Raw genomic sequence first — 22,617 nt, forward strand, 5'->3', positions numbered from 1 at the left:
AAAACCTAAATACCTATCATGAATAGGCTCTAAAACTATGTCTAAATGGTTTATACCTTATATATGTTTAAAAAGCCCTTTTACTTGTCATGTGGCCTCAAGTATTGCGGTATTTATGCCTTTGGCTGCATATGCCGAAAATAGTACCGATGTTTCAGGTTTCTCAAAAGCAGAGTTTGATAGTAATTTTTTAGTAGGTAATGCGCAAAAAATTGATATTGGTCGTTTCAAATATGGAAACCCCATCTTAGCTGGTGAATATAGCTTAGATGTCTATATTAATGGTCAATGGCTGGGTAAACGACATATGCGCTTTAACGCGCACAATCCGAATGCAAATGCCGAAACCTGTTTCACAGAAACCATGTTACTAGAATATGGCGTAAAATCCGATGTGCTTAGCCAACACTCTCATACATCGTCTCTTTCTTGTGACGCACTAGGGACTTGGATAGATAATGCTTTTTATTTATTTGACAGCTCCCGTTTAAGAATTGATATTTCTATCCCCCAAGCCACATTAGAAAAAAATGCACAAGGCTATATCGACCCACATTTTTGGGATCGAGGTATTAATGCAGCTTTTTTGACATATAACGCAACTGCTTATCGGATAGTTAACGAACAACATGAAAGTACATATGCTTTTATGGGGACTAATCTTGGAGCAAATTTAGCGAGTTGGCAATTTCGCCATAATGGACAATGGAAATGGCAAGACCATACTGATTTTCAAACTGATAATTCTTCTTATACTTCAACGAATACATATATACAAAAAGCATTTCCGAAAATTCATGGCGTTGTGACCTTAGGCGATTATTTTACTAATAGTGATTTTATCGATTCGTTACCGTATCGCGGGGTAAATATTTCAAGTGATGACCGAATGCTTCCAAACAGTATGCTCGGTTACGCCCCTAGAGTAAGAGGTTATGCAAAAACCAATGCGAAAGTCGAGGTTAGGCAACAAGGCAACTTAATTTATCAGACAACGGTACCACCCGGAAACTTTGAAATTAATGATCTTTACCCAACGGGATTTGGAGGCGAACTACAAGTTTCGGTAATTGAATCTAATGGAATAATTCAAAAATTCTCTATTCCCTATGCTTCTGTCGTCGAAATGCTACGCCCTCAAATGAGTCGATACTCTTTTACTTTAGGGCAGTTTCGAGATTCAAACCTTAGCCTAACTCCATGGCTGATACAGGGTAAGTATCAACGAGGAATTAATAATTACCTCACAACTTACAGTGCGGTTCAAGCAACCCAGCAGTATCTCTCCTTATTACTAGGCACAGCTTTTTCAACACCCATTGGAGCTGTCTCTTTTGATGCCACTCAATCAAAAGCTGAGTTTGATCATCAATCTAAAATGACAGGACAAAGTTATCGTTTAAGTTACAGTCGACTATTTTCTCCAACAAATACTAATTTAACATTAGCTACTTATCGCTATTCAACAGAGAACTACCTCAAATTGCGTGATGCAATTTTAATTCAAGATTTACAACAACAAAATATTGATAGCTTTTCCGTAGGAAAACAAAAAAGTGAATTCCAGATTACTTTAAATCAAGTTCTTCCAAAGCAATGGGGAAATTTTTATTTAGTGGGTTCATGGACAAACTATTGGAATCAACCCACGACCAATAAACAGTTCCAATTAGGTTATAGCAATCAATTTAAAGATTTAACTTATAGTTTATCCGCAATGAGCAGCGAGATTAATGAAGGCGGAACTCGCACAGGTCAAGATACGCAGTACCTTGCTTCTTTATCTTTTCCATTAGATTTTAAGAAAAATTCTCTGACTTTTAATAGTGTTATTGGTGAGGATAGCCAGACTTTAAGTTTCAGTGGCTTTACAGGAAGTCGCTTAAACTACGGCGCATCAATTTCTAATCAGGATCATGGTCAAACCAACCTGAATATTAATGGTACCTATAAAACAAACTATACAACACTAGGTGCTTCATTAAGTCACGCAGATTCATACCAACAAGAAATGCTTAACTTCAGTGGCAATGTTGTTGCACATTCCCAAGGAATTCTGTTTGGGCCAGATCAGGCTCAAACCATGGTGCTGGTCTATGCACCAGATGCTACGGGAGCACAAGTCGGCAATACACCAGGGCTCAGTATTAACAAAAAGGGATATGCCGTTATTCCTTATGTTACGCCTTATCGTATGAATGACATCAGTCTTGATCCACAAGATATGTCCACACAAGTTGAACTTGGTGAGAGCAGTTTACGGATTGCTCCCTATGCAGGCTCGATCACTAAAGTTCAATTCTCAACAAAAAAAGGTTATGCACTTTTTATTAGTACAACAACATTAGATGGCTCACATCTACCTTTTGCTGCACAAGTGTACAACCAGAATAACGAAGTAATAGGTATTGTCGCGCAAGGCAGTCGCATTTATTTACGAACACCCTTAACCCATGACCGTTTATATGTGAAATGGGGAAATACGAGTACTGAAAAATGTGAAATTGAATACGATATAGCGGATCAAATAAAGCATAACAACCAACCAATTATTATGACAAAGGCAGTCTGTAAATGAATAATATTTTAAAAAAAATTGGATTTTTGGCAGTGAGTCTATTTGCTTATAGCCATACAAATGCAAATTGTAATTTAAGTAAAGGATTTACTACCGTAGATATTCCGATGAATATAGGTAAAATCGTAGTAAAACCAAATGATCCAATAGGAACGATCTTACAAAAGAATACTTTTACAGTATCTCCTAATAATTCGACTGCAACTTGTAATCGAGCGAGTGATCAAATTATTGCAGCTCTCCCCTTAAATTATCCAATTAGTCCTATAGGGAATAATGTTTATGCTACCAATATTCCGGGTATTGGTATTCGACTTTATCGCGAAGCTGCCGATGCTTCAGATTTTTCAGGATATTATCCCTATAGACGTACATTAACACCCAATCAAACATATACACTTTCCCCTGGGTATTTTGTTATGGAAGTTATTAAAACTGCCATGACAACAGGCTCCGGAGCACTAGTCGCAGGCCGTTACAGTACCTATTACGTATCAGGACAACAGAACCGCCCATTTTTAACCACTACCGTATTAAGTAATGCCCCTATTCTTATTGCATCTTCATCTTGTGAAATTCAAAATGGTGTAGATTCACCAGTTCAACTTCCAACCGTGATGAAATCAGGCTTTAGAGCGATTGGGTCAACCCAAGGGGAACAGAATTTTAATTTATCGATCTTATGTAATGGTGGCGAAAACAATTCTGGTATCGCTACGAGCAATACGATCAGCTTAAGTTTTGATTATAATTCTGATACCTCCAATAATCAGGTGATTAACAACAGTGCCGCGAATTCAATCAAAGCCAACGGTGTCGGTGTCGAACTGTTATGGAATATGAATGGAGCAAATCAGCCGATTCAAAAAGCAAGCAAACTAAATATAGGTATGGTGAGTTCCAACCAAACTGTTGAATATGATATTCCTTTAACTGCTCGTTACTATCAGACCGCCACCAATGTGACCGCAGGTGAGGTTAAAGCCACAGCGACGGTGACGATTCAATATGATTAACTATTCTCAATAAAACTACTAAAAACAAATAAGCTTAATGCTACCAAGAGAACTCAAAAAACTAATTTTTTCAAACTTTGTAGTTCTATTAAAAAATCACATAAAAAAATGCTCATAAGCAAAAATAGCAAATGAGCATTAGTGATAACCACTTAACCTGAAATACAAATTGTGGGAAATAGATCACAATTTGCATGAGTATAATTTCAAAATTCGGCTTAAAGATCAAGTCTTTTTTTTAACAAAAATTTAAAAACCAACCATAACATATTGTTTTAAATAAATTAAAAAAATAAATTTAATTTATAACCGCTATTTTATAGTGCTTCTAAAGAATTATCATTCTATATAATTAATAAAAACTTAATTTTAAGAAAAATTAAAAGACACTCGTCAAGTCGAATAAACTTAAATTTACTTTAACTTCAAATAGTTGAGCCAAAATCATAAAAAACTAAATTTTACAGAATTACATAATTTATAATAAAAAAAACATAAATAAATTTAGAAATCCCCTTCAATTGCAAATAATATGTTTTAGACTTTTTATCAGAACGTAACATGCTCATTTTTTGGAAAATATTATGTATCTTATTACTAAGTCTAGGCGCTACAAGCATAGGTTTTGCGATTAGTAACATCGATCTTTTTCTTTTTTTTATAGGTTTACTTTTTTTAACCTCCTTTATTTTAGCTTTAAAGCAAGCACGTGAAGATGCAGGTTTCTTTCCTGATCATTAAACTAATATAAATTTCTGAGATATAGAATCAGCAATAAAATCATGATTGAATATGCGCTATAGTTTATAGAGTTGTCATCAAATTATGTCTAAAAATTCTTCAGACGCTGGAATTTTTTTATGGATGACTTACCAGACTATGCAAAAGATGGGCTTAGATGTAGCATCTATTTTTGCAAGTGTAAATTTGCCTAATCACCCACCTGATAAAAATATTCGTAGAGATAATTCTACCCAACACCGTTTTTGGACAGCTGCTGAAGAAATCAGCCAAAATCCTGATATTGGCTTACATGTAGGTAAGCAAATGCCCCCTTTCCGGGGTTTGGTCATTGAATATCTATTTTTGAGCAGCTCTACATTTGGTGAAGGATTGCAGCGCGCTATAAGATATCAAGCACTACTTACAGATGTCTTTAGCCTTTCCTTAACCATTAATGAAGATCAAGCAATATTATCGGGTTTTGAGCATCCCGTAAGACATTATCTAGAATGTGGAATTGGTATTTTTCTTAATTTTTTTAAATATATTACTAATAATGAGTTCAGACCTAGTCACATTACTCTACCTTATCAACAAGGTGCCTCGGCTGAAACTTATCAAGAGATGTGGGAATGCCCCGTCATATTAGGCCAAACAAAAGGTGCTATTGTTTTTCCGAGTGTACTATTAAATAAGACCTCGCCAGCTGCTGAGCCAGAATTATTAAAAATCCATGAAACTCTTGCGGAACAACAGCTATTAACATTAGGAAAGCATCAACTCATTCATACAATTGAACGTTTGCTTAGTAATGGATTACTTGAATCTGGGCAATTTGATCAAAAATTGATTGCAGAACAATTAAACCGCAACCCTCGTACTCTTCGCGCTGATTTGCAAGCTATTAATACAAATTATGAAAAGATTCTAAATCAACATCGAGAAAAACTTGCCAGACGTTTGCTTGCTAATACACAAGAAACTATTGATCAAATTGTTTATCTAACCGGTTTTTCAGAGCCCTCTGCGTTCACACGTGCATTCAAACGATGGACCAATGAAAGTCCAAGTGCTTATCGACAACGTAAACAAAAACAATCAAATTGATTCTAAAGGCAATTGGTCTACTGCCTATTAGGTCAAAGGGATAAAACGTTCTTCTTTTACAATGGCTTTAAATTGTAATTTAGAAGAAGTGACCAATATGCTTGGATTCCCTGTAGGTATTTTTGTAGCAAATGGCTTGGAATGGTACTTTCATAAAGTTTGGCTGCATGAGTTTCCAAGCCAGTATCGTAATAGCCCATTTTTCACCCATATCGCACATCATAAACGTGCCCGTTTAAATGGCTTCCATGATGAAGGCTATGCCGAATCTATGCTTAAAAATGCTGAAATTTATAATGAAAAAACAGCCTTAATTGGATTAGCAGGTGCTGCTACCATTTTTTTACCTGTAGCTCCTTTTTTTACAGCTGGACTCTATTATGGTTTATGGAATTATTGGCGTGTACATGCTAAATCTCATTTAGATCCAGAATATGCAAAAAAACGTATTCCTTGGCATTATGATCACCATATGACAAGTAATCAGAATGCGAATTGGTGCGTTACCAGACCTTGGTTTGACTATATTATGGGAACAAGAGTAACCACCGAAGTATCTAAAACCGAAACTAATCCTTTAGGGATAAAATTACCTAAATGGGTAGAAAAACCTATTAATTCAGCGGCTAGACGTTTACTTGCTAAGTCTTTTGCCAAAATTGATTTAAACTCTCGTCAAGATCAATCTAATTTACGTGAAGGTATAGAAGTTAGTCTGACCTAGCGTATTGATCTAACTAAATTCAAAAGAAGCTGCGGGAAAAATGGCAGCTTCTTTAAACAGACGTCTAAGAGTTAGCATTTAACTAACCAGGTTTAAGTTCTAAAAGACTCGAAACAACTCACCAGAAAATCCATTACTACACGTATTGCAGGACTATGTCGTAGATCTTCGTGGGTTACCAACCAGATTTCAGCACTCATGGGGTGATCATCTTGCAATCTTACCAAGTTACTCAGTGTGCCTAAAAAATCAGGTAACACAGCTAATCCAGCTTCGCCACATGCGGCTCTCCACTGAAGCTCAGGATGATTTGTAACCATTATAGGTTCTTTATTGCCTAATCTTTCTTTTAACTTCTGCTGTTTTTGACCATGTACACCCCCGACTTCAACGCTGATCCATTCATAACTTTCAGAATCAGTTGAAGCTAAATAATTTGGAGCAGCATATATTCCAAAAGGAATTTCACCTACTTTACGGGCAACTAAGTTTTCATCTTTAGGACGACCAAATCGTACAGCAATATCAGCCTCACTATGCTGCAAAGAAACATAATGAACATCACCGAGTACACGCAACTTTAATTGGGGATAATGACGATAAAATCTTCCCAGATGAGGCATGATGAGATGCGCAGCCGTTAAAGGAGGCATACTAATAGAAACACTACCCATCACTTCTTGCTGGCCAGCCTGAGTTAAACGTTCAATAGAAAACGTTTCTTCCATCATACGAGCGACTACTTGCGCAAGACGCTCTCCATCCGGAGTAAGAATGTAGGTCCGTGGTCTACGATCCACTAATTTGAGTTTTAAGTTTTGTTCTAGTTGAGCAATTCTTCTGGATACAGTTGCATGGTCTACCCCCAACTTTCTTGCGGCAGCTGACAGTGATTTCTCTTCGGTAAAAACTGAAAAGTAATGTAAATTTTCCCAATCAATCATTGTGCAAATTTTCACATTAGAAGTGTATTAATACGGAATTGTACACCTTTATATAATTGCCCAGAATAAAACCTTTCTTAGTGGGAGCCTGTCGATGAACAGAACGGTGGCTTATGCCTATGCTGGTGTTGTATTAACGATGTTTTTTTGGGGATCAGCATTTAATGCAATGTCTTATATTATTCAACATATGCCTCCGCTATCTGCCGCATCTGAACGGTTTTCAATTGCAAGCCTAGGCTTACTTCTGATCTTTTCAATAACAGGCAAGCTAAGATGGGCAGCCTTAAGTCAAAATTTATTTATCTATCTTATTATTGGGGTTGTCGGCATTGCAGGATTCAATATAGGTTGTTTTTATGGCTTACAGACTACATCTGCTGTGAATGGTGCTTTAATTATGGCAACCACACCGTTGATGACTCTATTAATGACAATTATTTTGGACGGTGAAAAACTTACCGCCAGTAAATTTTTAGGTGTTTTATTCGGCTTAAGTGGCGTGTTACTCGTCATTAGTCAGGGGCATATAACAACTTTGCTTCACCTAAAAATAGACATTGGAGATCTATTCATATTATTAGGGGCTTTTGGATTTTGCTTAGCAAATGTTCTATCTCGCCGCTATGTAAAAAATGCCACGCCTTTAGAAACAACGACTTTTTCTATGATGTTCGGGGCAATAACCCTTGGCGTGTTAAGTATGATATTTGAAGATCCTCTTACAGCCATCACTTCTGCGCCTGTAAATGCACATCTGGCCATGGGTTATGTGATTATCTGCTCTACAATGATTGCTTATCTATTCTGGTTTAATGGCATACAAAAGTTAGGAGCCGGACGTGCTTCCGTCTTTTTTAACTTTGTACCAGTATTTAGTATGCTGATAGCCCTACTTACAGGGCAGTCTCTCAATATCTGGCAATTGATAGGAACAGCTTTTGTGATGTTTGGTGTAATGAGTAGCGGAGGTTTTTTTAAAATTAAAGGCACCCTACTTATAGTGAAACATTGTACAAAATAGGAAATTTGCTGCTACATTAAAAATCATATGTTTATCATGTAGCAGCATTTTCAAATAAAAAAATAGAAAAAAATTCACTTAATAAACTCTTTAATTTTATAATTTTTATTTTTAATAAATATATTTTTACATTTCCAATTATTTATCACAAAAGCTCATCTTAATTATTGCGTTGTAACAAATAATATATGTTTCTCTAAAACTTAATAAAATATTGCCATATATAGTTTTAAAACAACCTAAGGAGATATTAAAATGAAGCTGGATTTCACCACCATTGAAAAGCAAGCCCAATTGCTGCAAGATGAGCAAGAAAAAATTGGACAACAAGATCATGATTTTCAAATCGCTTTAGATAAGCATAGAGAATCTTTAAAGAATTTATTTAAAGAGCTTTTTCATGATCAAGAAATTAAAACAGAAAATGGAGGCCATTGTTGCGTAACATTCGGAAATTTTAAAATTTCTTTATTAATTGAAACTGCTAAATTTGAGAATGGTGTACCGGTAAAATTAAATTCAGTAAATCCTATTATTGTGAAATTTAAAAAAGACAAACCAGTTGCAAAAGCACAATTTACCGATGCAACTCAATATCTCGATAATCATTCAGAAGCTCCAAACTATCAGTATTATTATAAACAAGAAGATAAAACTCAACTCGTCCAATTTTCTGAACTTCCAACTTTTTTTCAAGCTATCTTAGACACTAATGTATAAAGTCAGGCCCTCAATAGAGGGCTTTTTTATATATTATTTTTCTATCATTTAACTCTATTAAAAAATAAAATCAGTCTAATTATTTTTTTTATTTATCTATGAAATATTTAAGCCACTTTTAGGTTCTACAGCCTCAAAAAGTATTTGATTCTTTTTAAAATTACTTGTATATACATGTTTGTATTTGTTTGTACAAATGCGGACTTAATAAAAATAGAGTGGACTCTTAAAGGACAAGGAGAGTGTAATGGACTCATCGGCTGAGAAACCAAATAACAGTTTTATTGAAAACCGAAGCATTGATTTTATTCCAGAGAATGAAAGACATGGCGGAGTGTTTGCCCAATTCACCCTCTGGTTTGGTGCCAATTTACAAATCACGGCTATTGTGACGGGTGCACTAGCAGTTGTATTAGGTGGTGATGTTTTTTGGTCGATTATTGGTTTATTTTTGGGACAGTGTTTTGGTGCTGCTGTCATGGCTCTACACGCTGCTCAAGGTCCAAAACTTGGCCTTCCACAAATGATTTCAAGTCGTGTCCAATTTGGGGTATATGGTGCGTGTATCCCAATCATACTCGTCTGTCTGATGTATCTGGGGTTTACTGCAACTGGTGAGGTACTCGCAGGTAAAGCAATTGCACATCTAGCACATGTCAGCAATACAACTGGCATCTTAATTTATGCTTGCTTTATTATCTTATTTGCAACGATTGGATATCGTTTAATTCATGTTGTAGGCAAAGTAGCCAGTATTATTGGCTTGATTGCTTTTGTTATTATTCTGACTCAAATTTTAGCTCTTTCTGATTTCTCAGAACTCTTAGCAGTACGTCATTTCAGTTGGTCTTCATTTTTGTTAGCAGTTTCACTTTCTGCTTCTTGGCAAATCTCTTTTGGACCTTATGTTGCAGACTACTCTCGTTATCTTCCAACTAAAACGTCTTCATCTCGCGTTTTCTGGGCCGTTGGCTTAGGTTCTTTATTAGGTTCACAGATTTCCATGACCTTAGGAGTTTTGATTGCTCAGGTTGCAAACGGGAATTTTGTTGGAAATGAGGTTCAATATGTGGTTGGAATGAACCCCATCGCCTTAGTTGTTACCTTCTTATATTTTAGTATTGCTTTTGGCAAAGTTACTCTGACGACCTTAAATGCTTATGGTAGTTTTATGTGTGTTGCTACGGTTTGGAACAGTTTCAAATCGACAAATCAAATCTCAAAAATAACAAGATTGCTCATTGTCCTTGCTATGGTTGTGATCTCGACCTTTATAGCAATTATTGGCGAGCACACTTTCTTAAGTGCTTTTAAAGCATTTATTTTGTTTTTACTTACTTTTTTTATTCCATGGAGCGCAATTAATCTGGTTGATTACTACTTTATCTCTAAAGAAGAATGTGATGTAGATGCACTCTATGATCCAAATGGCAAGTATGGTCGTTGGAATCGAATCGGTATTGCTTGCTACTTTTTAGGTATTTTGATTCAACTGCCATTTATTGATAGCAAATTCTATACGGGGCAAATTGCTGCAATGTTAGGAGGGATTGATTTATCTTGGCTTGTAGGTCTTATATCTACAGCACTGATTTATTATATTTTCGCAAAAAAAGCTCAACTAAAATTTTCAAAGCAATTCGTCATTGATCAAACCAAATAGTACAACTCAATAAGCTATCAAAGTCGGATACCTTGATAGCTTACTAATATCATTTGCGGGCTATTCTGGTAATGCTTTACCCTGTGCTGAAATAGGTAGCCCAAATAATTTATCAAAGCTCCAATTAAAGATAAAAGTGTAGATGGGAATAATGATAATAAAGGCTACATCTAACCAAAAAGCAGCAATCAGAGAAATATCCATCCACCATGCAATAAGAGGAATCAAAAATAAAACCAAGGTAAGCTGAAAACCAATTGCATGCCCAACCCTACGTTTGACTGTACGGATATTACTGCTTTGCCTAGCCTCCCACTTCTCATATAAAACATTGTAAATAAAATTCCAAGTTACAGCGATGGTCGTAATCATGACAGATAGAGGCCCTGTATGCTCCACACTATCACCGGCCAAAATAGCTAACCCTACTGATGAAATAATCATTCCGATCACTTCATAAGAAGAAACATATACGATTCGACGCTTTACACCTTGCATAATCAATGAACTCTGCTTAATTCTTTATATTTTAATTTCAGTTAAAATCATATATAAAGTTAATAGCTTTCAGTTTGACTGATATCAAAATGAATTTTAACAGTGAAAATATTGAACTCTTCATCACCGTACTAGATACGGGATCTTTCTCTGCGGCTGCTCGTAAACTAAATCGGGTCCCCTCAGCAGTCAGTATGGCCATTGCTAATTTGGAAGCCGAATTAGGTTATATCTTATTTGAACGAACCCATCGTAAGGTCATTCCAACCCCTACAGCATTAGCTTTAGAACCACAGGCTCGTATTATTTCTGAACAGCTTAGGCTATTTAGTACTCATGCTCATGAACTTTCTTTAGGTCTTGAAAGTAAATTACGTATTGGTGTTGTCTCTGATGTAAATACCAAATTATTATTCTATTCAATAAAAAAATTAGCCGATAAATTCCCATTACTTAATATAGAAGTTATTACTGCCCCTCAAGATGACATCGTCAATTTACTTTATACGGAAGAAATTAGTCTTTGCTTAGCGGGGTCAGACCTAAATATAAAAATGCGTGAAAATCTGCAATTGGTAATGACTGAAACAGTAGTTGCTACTATTTCGTCGAGTCATAGTCTTCTACAAGAAAAAACAAAGCAGTTTTCTATTGAAGAGTTAATCAATATTAGGCAAATTGTAGTAGCGAGTAGTGACCATGAAATGACAGATTCTCGTTCAATTATTGGTGCAATGTACTGGAAAACGAATAGTCTACAAACAGCAATTAATATGGTTGAAGCAGGACTCGGTTGGGGTAATTTCCCTTTATCATTAGTACAAGAAAAAATCGATCAAGGTTATTTAGTTCTTTTAGATTTTAAAAATACCAAAAATCATTTACCTCTATCTATTTATTTAATTTGGCTTCAAGACCGCCCATTATCTAAAGCGGCTCGAGAACTCATCCAAATTATTCAAGAAAATTTATAATTTCTTATACTTTAGTTCCGAGTACATCTGATCTCTTTTTATAGTTTTACTTCAAATTAAATATGGTTGCTTTAAAAATTTACCTTATTGTTCAGCTCCTATTTCCGTCAATATTATAGAAAGCAAGAAGCCTACTTAAAAAGCAGGCTTCTTACTGTATTTCAGGACTAAGCAATAGTTTTTTATTTTGGAAAAATACATTTATACTTTATTAAAACCTAGCATTTTAGTCAAGAATAAAATCAATAAAATACAATCATTTGTATTCCATGTGAAAGCAGTCACACTTTAAGTTTCATATAGAAAACACATTAGAAAAAGAAAGAAATTTCAATGATAAAAATTTCTTTCTTTTCCACTTAAAAGTTCTATGTTTTGAATAAAATGAGATAAAGCGCTTAATTTTAAAATAAGCACATTTTTATTCATATTTTTTCGTTTTTCATCTTTAAAGCTTTATTCATGCTATATATTAGATTATTTATTTTAAATACTCTGACTCTCAATATTTATGAGTAATTTTTCGATTATATCCAAACTTCCAAAAATTGAAGGAAAAGTCCTTTATAGTTTCTAAAAATAATTAATCCTAAATTTATAAATTGCATGCGATACATACATGCACAAATCAGCTTGTGCTCTACTATTTTTCGGTAAACTTATCTAACTTAATCTTGTTAGTATTATTCAAATAACCTCCCACAGATTGGTTGTTTTTCAAACAATATATATTTTAAAAGAATTAATAATTCGAATCGAAATGACAATTAAACCTCTACCACTATAAGTTGCTGGCTGAAATAAGTTCTAATTGATCGATAAATAACTTAGTTCACTTTACTCACGAAGTAGTCATACGCTAGAATCACTATCGCTTGTAATATTTAACCAAAACAACACAATATTTTTGGGTCTACTATGTGCCTACTTTAGAAAATTACTTGTGTTTAATTAAAAAATTGATTAGTATTGCACGCACTGAAAAGCCTTGAGATTAAAAGCTTTTCTTACTTATAGGGCCTATAGCTCAGTTGGTTAGAGCAGCGGACTCATAATCCGTTGGTCCCGTGTTCAAGTCACGGTGGGCCCACCATATAAAACAACCACTTAGGTGCATTAATCCTAAGTGGTTTTTTAATGCCTATTCTCATGTAAGCAATATGTAAGCATCTTTTCGATTTCTTAATTTTATTTGAAAAGTGTAATTTTTAGCCAAATACAATCTATCTTATTTTTCCCCAATTTATTCATATCTAATAGACAACAAAACCTCAAAGATTTTAAACTTTGTCAAACGAACATAATTAGTAAAATAGATTTAATAGAAATAATAATAAAGGTTAAAAATATGTGCGCAAACTATGAACCAATATCAAAATATCGGGTGCACCTGCTAGATTTACTCGAACCAACTTTTGATTATAAGTTGGACGTTTACCCTGGCTATGACTGCCCTCTTATTTTTTCTAATGATAATCACATTGAATGGCGATCAGTTAAGTTTGGAATGATCCCACCTTGGCAACATGATTTAAAGTTTTCTAAATATACTTATAACGCTAGAACTGAGACTGTAGATAAAAAACCTAGCTTTCGACATGCATGGGCTAAAAGCCAATTTGCGTTAATACCTGTAGAAAAGATTTATGAACCAAAATATGTGGACGGGAAAGCAGAACGTTGGGGAATTTATCGTGATGATGGCATGCCCTTCACTGTGGCTGCCATTTATGAATCTACAATAATTGACGGACAGCAAATTAGGTCAATGTCGATGTTGACTATAAATGCAGATAACCACCCTTTCATGAGCCAATTCCATAAGCCTGAAGATGAGAAAAGGTCAATTATTGTTATTCCAGAAGAGTATCGAGAAGATTGGTTGAACTGTAAAAAAGAAGATGCTGATCAATTTTTCTTTGAAATGCCCCTAGGTGAATTTACTGCTGACTACTTCCCAAAACCAAAAAAAAGTGCAAATTAGCGCTGTTGATTTTCCGACCAAATGCATCGATCAATGCGACAAGTAATGACTAGTCATTATTTATCCACAGTTTTTTAAATTTGAATTTTAACTGTACTCTAGCATATCATCTTGATTATGTAACAAAATCAAGGAGTAACTATGAGCACTATCGAACCTTTTATTATTGAAATTAAGCCACACCTCAAGCTAGGTAATGCTTTGACTGATGTTGTCTCAATAAAATTAGTTACTCCTTCGACGCATATATCAATACCATTAGCTATTGAAAAGGTATCTGCTGGCTTTCCTTCGCCAGCTCAAGATTACATTGATCGATCACTCGACATGAATGAGCACTTAATTAAAAATGAAGAAGCAACATTTATTGTCAGAGTGGCATCACTTTCGATGCTTAACGCAGGCATTGATATTGATGACGAGTTGATTGTTGATCGTAGTCTTGATGCTAAACACAACGATATTGTTGTTGCTCTTATAGATAATGATTTCACTGTTAAACGTTTAATGATTGATGGAGATGAGCACTGGCTTAAGGCCGAAAATCCAGAATATGAAGATATACATCTCAAGGACGGGCAAGAATTATTAATCTGGGGTGTTGTTACTTACATTCTAAAAAATACAAGAAAAAAATCATGAAACATGAGAACAAAGTCTTTTTTCTCATCGATGTGAATAACATGTACGTCTCATGTGAGAGAGTCTTTGATCCAAGTTTGAACAACAAACCTGTGATTGTTCTCAGCAATAATGACGGGTGCGCCGTGGCGCGTAGCAATGAGTCGAAATCCTTAAATATAAAAATGGGTGTGCCACTTTTTCAAATTAAAGACATTGTTCAGCAACATAATGTCTTAGTGCTATCAAGCAACTATGCAATGTATGCAGAAATGTCGAGACGTTTTCATAAGATTCTGAGCTCGTACGTAACCGCAGAAGAAGTTGAACCTTATTCGATTGATGAGTGCTTTGTTGATTTCACAGCTTATGAGAAGAACTTTGATTTAGAGAAGGTTGGCCAAGAGATGCGCCAACAAATTTGGAAGTGGCTAGGATTACCGGTTTGCGTTGGTATTGGTAGAAGTAAGACAGAATCGAAGATAGCTAACCATATAGCTAAAAAGAATGCGGGTTTTAACAGTGTATGCGATCTGGTCGGAATGGATCCTTGCAATAAAGAATATTACTTCGGAAACATTGAAGTGTCTGAAGTTTGGGGTGTTGGCCGTAAGCACTCTAAAAAATTGCAATCTATGGGTATTTACACAGTTTTAGATCTTGCTTGTGCTGAGCCGCGTGAGATGCAAAAGAAGTTTTCAATTGTGATGGCAAGAACCATTTACGAATTACAAGGCATCTCATGCATTGATATCGAGCACACCCCTCCCTCAAAAAAGCAAATAGTTGCAAGCCGGTCTTTTGGTGGTCGCGTAACTGAGTTAACGGATTTAAAAGAAGCTATCTCAATGTATGCTCAAGATGCCTGTAAGCGATTGAGGGATGAAGAACTTTTATGCGGATGTATGATTGCTTTTATACAGTCAAATCCATTTGATCCGAATGTGCCGTTTTACAATAAATCTATTACAGGCTCATTTTCAGAACCTACAGATTGCGCTATTGATTTTGCAAGAGCAGCAACAAGACTAGTGGCTGAGATTTACAAGGAAGGGATTAAGTATAAAAAGTGTGGTGTCATATTAACAGGCTTAGAACCTAAGGCTGGTCATACATATGATCTATTAACTGACTTTGAACAGATTGAGAAAAAAGAATTATTAATGAAAACACTTGATAATGTGCACAACAAATTTGGAAAGAAAAAGCTCGGTGTTGGTCCATGTTATGTGCCCGGGCGAACTTGGTCGATGTCGAGAGATAAACTTAGTAGAAATCCGTTTAGGTGGGATGAGTTGTTAATAGTTAAGAATTAATTTATTTTAATAAAAAACTTGGAGCAAAAAAGTGAAATGTATTTATTGTGGAATAGAGATTAGCAGCTATAACAAAACGAATGAACATGTAATTCCACAATGGATCATCAATAAATTAGGAATTAAGAAACAACAGTTACAGTTTAATTTTATTTCAAAAGATCTAGATAATGTAAAAATAACACAACCTGTACCAAATACTTTAACCTATAAAGTTTGCTCAAGTTGTAATAATGGTTGGTTACATGACATAGATAATTTGTGTAAAGATTTTTTGACACATTTCATAGAAGATAATTTGTCTTATAAAGATATAAATGAAAAAAATATAACTTCCTTAAAAATATTGATTTATAAAGTATATCTTAATTTTATTGCAACTAGTCTTAAAAATTTTTCAGAAGATAAAACTTTTTTACATCGTGATTTTTTCAGAAAAAAATATTTTCCTGAAAATATAGATTTATATGCAACTGATTTACTTACAGAAGAAAATTTTTGTATGTCTCACTTAGACCACTGGAAAGCTAATATTTTTAGCTTGTATCAACCCTACAATTCATTAAGCTATTTTCAATCTGAAAAATCCTTAAGATTCAAATTTTATCTACAATTAGGAAAGGTAGCATTTATTTTATGTAGTACAGGTGAGAGAAACCATAAAATACTTTATGATTATAAATACTTAATACCTATATCTGTTTCAAGAAATTCTCAACCAAGTCTATTTAATTATGAAGACCCTTGCGAACCTTTAGTAACTGACAATATGGCAAATAAAATTTTATACAACTTAATCCAAGTAGAGATTTGTATGTAATTCTTTTTAAAATATAACATTAATTAATGAGTTAATAGATTGTAATAAACATCTATTTAATTTTTACTCAGATTTTCAATAGAAAAATCTAATACTCAAATTATTATTAATCTTCTGTGGTTTGCATTCTGATAAAAAGATGCAAACCACAACAAAACTTTCATCATGAAATTCGATTAGCAATCCAACCATAAAAGAACTGCTCTTGCGTGGGATTGTGCTCACAGATTTCAATATAACGCTGGCCTTGCATGATGTTGAGTACACGCACCAGAACTTTTTCGCCGTCTTTACCACGTTTAGCTAAATAGGTTTTAAGCGCATTTAAAGTAGCTGGCCCATAAATTCCATCTACAGTGAGATCTGGCCAACCTGCTTTACCTTGGTTGTTAAGCAAGTTCAAAGCCCGTTGTAAAAGAGGTTTTGTAAATCCGGTACCACAGTTCACACCTGTATCTAAAAGTTCTTCGGCCACTGGTGAGCTGATTGTATTCACTTGGTCAAAACGTGGAGCCGTCCAATAGTTTTTGCGATAAATCGCTTTGGCCACATCAAGCTGTAAATCTCGCATGTTGCCTTTAAAACCGTTTGTACGTGCTACTGCTTCTGTAATTCCGTACTTCGTTGCGCCTCCTCGATCCGCTAGATTATTTACATAACCGCCTTCTCGTTTAATCAACTCTTCAAGATATTGTTCGATGTTCATTTCACTGTTCCTCAAGTAATAAAAAACCGCCCGAAGGCGGCATTAACTGTTTTCAATGTCTTTTCTGGCTTTTTTAAATTCTTTGATCACTTCAACGATCGTTTTACCTTCCTGTTTATCGATGAAATTAAAGATCCACCGGACCAAAGCCCAACCAGGTAATCCACATACAAAGAAGAACCCACCAAGTGCAGTCATCCCCCATACATCCGTAACCCATTCATGAAGGCCCCATTTCACAATAATAAAAGAGCCGCCAGCTAAGCTTGATACAACTGTACAAATCAAGCCTACGGCCCATTCTTGCGGCGACCTCGGCATACGTGTCATTAATACAACTGCTGCAACTAAAGCGACCGCTAAAGTCACCATAATTGCTGCCCCATAAAATTTTAATAGTGCTGATAAACCGCTTGTTGAAACTGGTTCCATTTATTTCTCCAGAAAATTTAGACAATAAAAAAGCCCTAACTTATAAGAAGGTAAGGCTTGTGGTATTTAGTTTTTTGCTTAACTATCGAATAATTGCTTTCTTAAGTTCTCATATAACAGCTTGTTACCGGCATCGTTATAATGAAGGTCATCACTCCAAATGCTCACACCATCAATCTTTGCTTGAGTCGTGTATTTTAGCTGGCTGATATGCGGTAATAGGCGGGCCTTGGCTACGGATGATATGATTGCATCGCCTTCTTGCATATTGAAACGACGAGTGTCTATAGCTTCATCTTTATCAGTTACATGACCATCACTTATTAAGAGAACTTTTGCATTATTGCTTGAAAGAGTATTTATCTTATCAATACATAAATTTAGCCGTGTCTTGAAACCTGATTCACCACCGACAGTACCTCGGTCATTAGTTCCCAACATCATCAAAACAAAGTCATCATATTGATTAATAGTGCCTTCAAATAAGTTACGATCAAGCCAAGTTTTAGTGCTTGAGCCGATAATACCCTCATTAATTAACCATATTTTCTGATCAGTACGGCAACATTGAATATGAGCATATGAACTAGAATTTGTAGCTTTGTTTTTTACTCGAATAGTATGTTTCCCGTATGGAAAGGTGACACTAAACACATTCTCATATGATTCAGTTTCAGAGAAGTAATTGAATGTGCCTTTTGATACGCCATCGACAAAAACTTCGATGTTATCGTTCACATCTCCAACAGACCACTTTTTATAGACAACTGAAACATTGTCAGAAATGATATCGAATGTGAATTCATTCTGACGGCTAGATACAAAGTTCAGACCTAGTAAATTCATCACTTCGCCATTTCTAGCAGTATCATTTGATGCAATGACCTGCACCGCAGTTGCTTCACTTACTGTAGCCCCCGCCGCATTTTTAAATGAAAACTTCTTGATCTCTTGTTTAAAGCTAATATTACGCTTACGTTTTGCATATGCAGAACCCGGTGCATCCTCGGTAATAGTTCTGTCACCAAAAGCGTATGCTAAAAACTTTCTAAAGAGATTTGCCCAAGTTGGAGACAAGGGATCCGTAGTATTACGTAGATCTGTTAAATGACCAGTTCTTGGATTTTCAGTAGTTTCTGCTGGCGACTGATTACTAGCTCCTAATCCCCAAGTTCTTGAATCGCCAACTGGCTTTATTCTTACAGAGTTAAAGCCATTTAACTTATCAATCAGGCTTAGTTTAAATAGAGTAACTAGATTAGTCTTGCTGTCAATTAGTGCAATTAACTCAGCTTTGATGGCATTTAACTCAGATGTTAAAGCTACCTTATCCCACGCGCTCCACCCGAACGAACCCCAGTGCCAACGTACGTACACACTATTTGAACCGCGTGCATATGCTATCTGCCGCTTAACATTAGCTGGCGCTTCAAAATGGGAAATGATGTATTGTTCATCAGCGGTCGGCAAATTCGTTGAAGTTGTTGGCGTACTAGGCAGTGAATAAACAATATATGGTCCACTCTTATTAATAGTGTTTACGTCACTATCGTTTGGCAGCATCACTGGATCTTTGTTAGCATCAGCCTTTGTAGCAAATTGCCACCACGTCTGATAAACAGCACCATTGGAATCTGTACCACGAATCCATAACTCGCCATCAAAAGTTGTATATGTTTGAGGAATTAATGTCCCAGTTGAGCCAGTCACAATATGCTTTGCATTAAAATAACCGGGTTTCGTCGTGGGGTAGTTTTTAGCTAAAGTTGGCGTGCCGGTTCTTGCAATACCTAAAATATCGATTTTGATATCGTTTAAGTCTTCAGTTGTAAGAATAACTGGCTTAAAAAGTGGGTTGTCATTTACATAATTAATTGCCCTGTTATATTCGCTTAAACCTGTGCTTGTCCAATAATCACCATCTAAAGAGCCTTCTGGCTTATTCCAAAACCAAATAACATCAGTATCCTCAGCCTTTGCATATTTTTTTGGCTCAGTTGGCCTGGTTGCAAGCAATTCAGCTTCTGTTGCGAACCCTTCCATTAAGCCAGCTGCAATAACCTGCTTTATTGCCTCTTGTGCTTCAGTATCAAACTCAGATAAGGCAGAGTTAACATCTGATAATGCAGTATCAACACTAATCTGCATACTTTCGATATCAGCGATAATTTCATCAATACGAGTTAAATCAACTTTACTATCTAAAAGGCCTAAAACCTTCCGAAGAATGGCTAGGATATCGGAGGCATTATTAATATTTGCTAAAACCGCATTCCAGTTTGTCGCCATGATTTTTCTCCAGGCAATAAAAAACCCGCTTTCGCGAGTATTGTTTACTTAATATCTATTTCGCTCTGATCACATAAATTACTGAAACGTTTCTTGGTCTATTTTCATCTGCAGTATTGACTACTTTTGATGCATCAAAACTAACTCCCCAAGCTTGTCCTGTACCGCCAGCATCGTCACCCGTAAATGCCTTATTACCTTCAATAACCTCAAATGCACCAGTAGCTTCCAAAAGATCAATAAATTGCGTATTACCATCAGGGGTACTCCCAGCTCTCATACTCCCTTCAATATTGCGAATAGCATCTTCTTGTTGACTACCAAGTGTTCTCGATAAATCAATACCTTTTCCGTGGTCCCAACCTCTAAGAAACTCTGCTCTATAATCTGGAACACCAAAAGTTAACACCCCATCCCCACCATACTTATTACCCAGCTTTACTGCTAATTTAGGGTATTCAGATATGTTATATATTTTTCCGTCGCACTCTAAATGGCTTGTAGGAATATCTTCAAATGGACATATGCTTACCAAGCCTATTGCTGCATGGGATTCCTCAATAATCTCATTGATTTTTTTGGTTAGTGAATTGAACAACCAGTTAAACCACTGACGAGCTGGTTTTAGATTTGATGGGAAGCCGCTCAATAAAGTTAACCCTTCGGTGTTTTTTTGCCCATTCAGGCTAAATTCTTCTAACTTATCCATCTACTTCATCCGAAAAAATTAGCTCAACTCCACCTGGTAAAGGAAATAACAGACGGACGAGCTCTTTATCTATTGGTTGAAAATCAGCAAGAAACTCAAAGGTAACTGTCATATCTCTGTTGTCCTTTAACTTAAAAGGCACATCAGTTAATAACTTGCAGATTTCAAATGCTTCATCGAGAGTACAGTCACAGTTATTGAGCAGAATTTTTGCCTTCACAACTGCGGGTAATTTTTGAGGTGGGATACTTTGGCCACGATAACTACTAACGCCTGATTCGCGCCAAAAGCCGCCAACATCAGGATTATCAGTTTCACCAAATGTTAAAGACTCTGGTTGCCCATCAAAGCCAAAAAAAGGTAGAGGCACAATGTTAGGTACGACCAGTGGAGCGCCCACCCACTCAGCAATAATTCTTAATTGATCACCTGTGGCGGTATCTAAATCAAACTTTCCATTCATGCTTTTCAGCACGTTTATACAATCGATAATCGGCTCAATCGATACTCTGACCGTGTTATAAAAATTTGGCTTTGATCGATGCTGATTAATGATCAGATTTAGATAATCTTCAGTTTGCATTAGCCACCCCCTGCAATACTGATCTCAATATTGTCAGAGTCACAATATGCAACGGCGTTAAAACCTAAGGTGTAATCACCTTCAACCGGCACACCATCTACAGTCAACTGAAGACTTTCAATTTCATACGAGCGGGCATCAAGTGCGCCATATAAGCCTGCTGGCACATAAAGTTTATTGATACTAATGCGGTCACCAATATCGAGCTGGTTAATGTAATCAGCTGAAGCGCTTTTAATTTGCTCGCCAATATCAACCGTGTAATCTGAGTTCGTGGTTAATTCAAAGCGCATACCAATTGATTTCTGAATAGGTCGCCAGTATTCAATAGAAACTGGATCACCATAGACCGTAGGACGAATAACCGTTGTATTTCCGTAAAGATCACAACCAGGTGCTTTCTTCACTCGAATGGTTTCAGCAATCAATTGATCATCACCACCAGCCACAACAACTGTTAAAGAATTTGGTGGCAGACCTAGCGGATCCTCGAAAGACTTTTTATTTTCGTACACCTTACAACGGCTAACGCCATCTAAACTGAACAATGCCCCTAAAATTCCCTCAGTATAGGAACGTGAAGGAATAGCAGTTGATAGTGATTGGCGTTGCCGTAATTTAGTGTTGCTTTCAACTGGTGCTCCCAAAGTAGAAGCCTGAGGATTATTCACCGATTGCCAGCCACGTGTAGGTGTAGAAATTGTGGTAATTGAATTCGGTAAAGCCAGAATTGAACCAGCCTTTTCGGCAGTAGCGACCGTTACTATCTCCCCTTCAGAAGGAATAATGATTTGTGCCGGCAATAACCAACGATTGTTATTTTGATCACTCACAATACCGTTATTAATAATAGTACCGGCAACACCCACCAACACAACCGAGACACTTGATTTTGTTGCCACCGCACGGCGAATACCGTTGATTTTTACGTTTCTTGATAGCGCATCAGTATCAGCAGTATTTGGCGACATTGAGTTGTAAGAATCAAAAACTACGGCATTACAGTCAGCAACTACACGCGCAATTACTCCTATCCATTGCCCATCCTGACTATCATTTTCTAAGTAAACATCTTGACCATAAATCTCACGGTATTTTTCTTTAAGATGTTCAACAATTTCACTATATGTTGAAGCCGTAACGCCATATTGGTTGATTACCGGGGCTATGCTAGTTAATGCCATAT

The 22,617-nt window shown here is 36.0% G+C and carries 21 protein-coding genes and 1 tRNA gene; 14 read left to right on the plus strand and 8 right to left on the minus strand.

Annotation, left to right across the window (positions count from 1 at the left end; genetic code table 11):
• Nucleotides 1–121 precede the first annotated feature (121 nt).
• The 5 genes from ACB088_RS08045 to ACB088_RS08065 all read left to right on the plus strand — a co-directional run bounded on the left by ACB088_RS08045 (nucleotide 122) and on the right by ACB088_RS08065 (nucleotide 6,148).
• Nucleotides 122–2,578 (plus strand): fimbria/pilus outer membrane usher protein, encoded by a 2,457-nt coding sequence (locus tag ACB088_RS08045; RefSeq protein WP_375038791.1) that lies wholly within the window; start codon nucleotides 122–124, stop codon nucleotides 2,576–2,578.
• A complete protein-coding gene (locus ACB088_RS08050) occupies nucleotides 2,575–3,594 on the plus strand; it encodes a fimbrial protein (protein WP_133746201.1) in 1,020 nt (339 codons plus the stop codon). The genes ACB088_RS08045 and ACB088_RS08050 overlap by 4 nt, the downstream gene beginning before the upstream one ends.
• Before the next feature lie 561 nt (nucleotides 3,595–4,155).
• Nucleotides 4,156–4,335: a hypothetical protein gene (locus tag ACB088_RS08055; RefSeq protein ID WP_092705559.1), complete on the plus strand. Its 180-nt coding sequence runs from the start codon at nucleotides 4,156–4,158 to the stop codon at nucleotides 4,333–4,335.
• Nucleotides 4,336–4,419: 84 nt separating this feature from the next.
• Nucleotides 4,420–5,424 (plus strand): AraC family transcriptional regulator, encoded by a 1,005-nt coding sequence (locus tag ACB088_RS08060; RefSeq protein ID WP_375038569.1) that lies wholly within the window; start codon nucleotides 4,420–4,422, stop codon nucleotides 5,422–5,424.
• Nucleotides 5,425–5,521: 97 nt separating this feature from the next.
• Nucleotides 5,522–6,148, plus strand: a complete 627-nt coding sequence (locus ACB088_RS08065; RefSeq protein WP_132070172.1) for a sterol desaturase family protein — start codon at nucleotides 5,522–5,524, stop codon at nucleotides 6,146–6,148.
• Between the two features lie 92 nt (nucleotides 6,149–6,240).
• Here the strand turns inward: ACB088_RS08065 and ACB088_RS08070 are convergent, their stop codons facing one another.
• Entirely contained in the window at nucleotides 6,241–7,092 is an 852-nt protein-coding gene (locus tag ACB088_RS08070; RefSeq protein WP_005041209.1) for a LysR family transcriptional regulator, read from the minus strand.
• A 94-nt stretch (nucleotides 7,093–7,186) separates the two neighbouring features.
• On the opposite strand from ACB088_RS08070, the gene ACB088_RS08075 reads away from it, so the two are divergent.
• The 3 genes from ACB088_RS08075 to ACB088_RS08085 all read left to right on the plus strand — a co-directional run bounded on the left by ACB088_RS08075 (nucleotide 7,187) and on the right by ACB088_RS08085 (nucleotide 10,499).
• Nucleotides 7,187–8,116 carry a DMT family transporter gene (locus ACB088_RS08075; protein ID WP_199990645.1) on the plus strand — a complete coding sequence of 310 codons (930 nt, stop codon included), beginning with the start codon at nucleotides 7,187–7,189 and terminating at the stop codon, nucleotides 8,114–8,116.
• A 255-nt stretch (nucleotides 8,117–8,371) separates the two neighbouring features.
• Entirely contained in the window at nucleotides 8,372–8,836 is a 465-nt protein-coding gene (locus ACB088_RS08080; RefSeq protein ID WP_017389460.1) for a hypothetical protein, read from the plus strand.
• A gap of 247 nt (nucleotides 8,837–9,083) precedes the next feature.
• Nucleotides 9,084–10,499 carry a cytosine permease gene (locus tag ACB088_RS08085; RefSeq protein WP_199990646.1) on the plus strand — a complete coding sequence of 472 codons (1,416 nt, stop codon included), beginning with the start codon at nucleotides 9,084–9,086 and terminating at the stop codon, nucleotides 10,497–10,499.
• Nucleotides 10,500–10,559: 60 nt separating this feature from the next.
• Here ACB088_RS08085 and ACB088_RS08090 read toward each other — a convergent pair whose 3' ends face one another.
• Entirely contained in the window at nucleotides 10,560–10,997 is a 438-nt protein-coding gene (locus ACB088_RS08090; RefSeq protein ID WP_375038570.1) for a PACE efflux transporter, read from the minus strand.
• A gap of 89 nt (nucleotides 10,998–11,086) precedes the next feature.
• On the opposite strand from ACB088_RS08090, the gene ACB088_RS08095 reads away from it, so the two are divergent.
• The 6 genes from ACB088_RS08095 (at nucleotide 11,087) to ACB088_RS08120 (ending at nucleotide 16,712) form a co-directional block, all read left to right on the plus strand.
• The gene (locus ACB088_RS08095) at nucleotides 11,087–11,971 is read left to right on the plus strand and encodes a LysR family transcriptional regulator (protein ID WP_375038571.1); all 885 of its coding nucleotides are present in this window, start codon (nucleotides 11,087–11,089) and stop codon (nucleotides 11,969–11,971) included.
• A 1,016-nt stretch (nucleotides 11,972–12,987) separates the two neighbouring features.
• Nucleotides 12,988–13,064: transfer RNA gene (locus tag ACB088_RS08100), tRNA-Ile, on the plus strand.
• A gap of 255 nt (nucleotides 13,065–13,319) precedes the next feature.
• A complete protein-coding gene (locus ACB088_RS08105) occupies nucleotides 13,320–13,955 on the plus strand; it encodes an SOS response-associated peptidase family protein (protein ID WP_375038572.1) in 636 nt (211 codons plus the stop codon).
• Between the two features lie 141 nt (nucleotides 13,956–14,096).
• Entirely contained in the window at nucleotides 14,097–14,597 is a 501-nt protein-coding gene (locus tag ACB088_RS08110) for a LexA family protein (protein ID WP_375038573.1), read from the plus strand.
• The gene (locus ACB088_RS08115) at nucleotides 14,594–15,892 is read left to right on the plus strand and encodes a DUF4113 domain-containing protein (RefSeq protein ID WP_375038575.1); all 1,299 of its coding nucleotides are present in this window, start codon (nucleotides 14,594–14,596) and stop codon (nucleotides 15,890–15,892) included. The genes ACB088_RS08110 and ACB088_RS08115 overlap by 4 nt, the downstream gene beginning before the upstream one ends.
• Before the next feature lie 31 nt (nucleotides 15,893–15,923).
• A complete protein-coding gene (locus tag ACB088_RS08120; protein ID WP_375038576.1) occupies nucleotides 15,924–16,712 on the plus strand; it encodes a hypothetical protein in 789 nt (262 codons plus the stop codon).
• 163 nt (nucleotides 16,713–16,875) lie between these two features.
• Here ACB088_RS08120 and ACB088_RS08125 read toward each other — a convergent pair whose 3' ends face one another.
• The 6 genes from ACB088_RS08125 to ACB088_RS08150 all read right to left on the minus strand — a co-directional run bounded on the left by ACB088_RS08125 (nucleotide 16,876) and on the right by ACB088_RS08150 (nucleotide 22,615).
• Nucleotides 16,876–17,418, minus strand: a complete 543-nt coding sequence (locus ACB088_RS08125) for a glycoside hydrolase family 108 protein (RefSeq protein ID WP_375038577.1) — start codon at nucleotides 17,416–17,418, stop codon at nucleotides 16,876–16,878.
• A 42-nt stretch (nucleotides 17,419–17,460) separates the two neighbouring features.
• Nucleotides 17,461–17,850, minus strand: coding sequence for a hypothetical protein (locus ACB088_RS08130; protein WP_375038578.1), 390 nt, complete (start codon nucleotides 17,848–17,850; stop codon nucleotides 17,461–17,463).
• Nucleotides 17,851–17,928: 78 nt separating this feature from the next.
• A complete protein-coding gene (locus ACB088_RS08135) occupies nucleotides 17,929–20,139 on the minus strand; it encodes a GDSL-type esterase/lipase family protein (RefSeq protein WP_375038579.1) in 2,211 nt (736 codons plus the stop codon).
• A 55-nt stretch (nucleotides 20,140–20,194) separates the two neighbouring features.
• Entirely contained in the window at nucleotides 20,195–20,848 is a 654-nt protein-coding gene (locus ACB088_RS08140; RefSeq protein ID WP_375038580.1) for a phage tail protein, read from the minus strand.
• Nucleotides 20,841–21,431: a DUF2612 domain-containing protein gene (locus ACB088_RS08145; protein WP_375038581.1), complete on the minus strand. Its 591-nt coding sequence runs from the start codon at nucleotides 21,429–21,431 to the stop codon at nucleotides 20,841–20,843. Before ACB088_RS08145 ends, ACB088_RS08140 begins: the two co-directional genes overlap by 8 nt.
• Nucleotides 21,431–22,615 carry a baseplate J/gp47 family protein gene (locus ACB088_RS08150; RefSeq protein ID WP_375038582.1) on the minus strand — a complete coding sequence of 395 codons (1,185 nt, stop codon included), beginning with the start codon at nucleotides 22,613–22,615 and terminating at the stop codon, nucleotides 21,431–21,433. Before ACB088_RS08150 ends, ACB088_RS08145 begins: the two co-directional genes overlap by 1 nt.
• Nucleotides 22,616–22,617: the final 2 nt, after the last annotated feature.

Source organism: Acinetobacter sp. RW6, assembly GCF_041956835.1.
In the GTDB taxonomy this organism is placed as follows: domain Bacteria; phylum Pseudomonadota; class Gammaproteobacteria; order Pseudomonadales; family Moraxellaceae; genus Acinetobacter; species Acinetobacter calcoaceticus.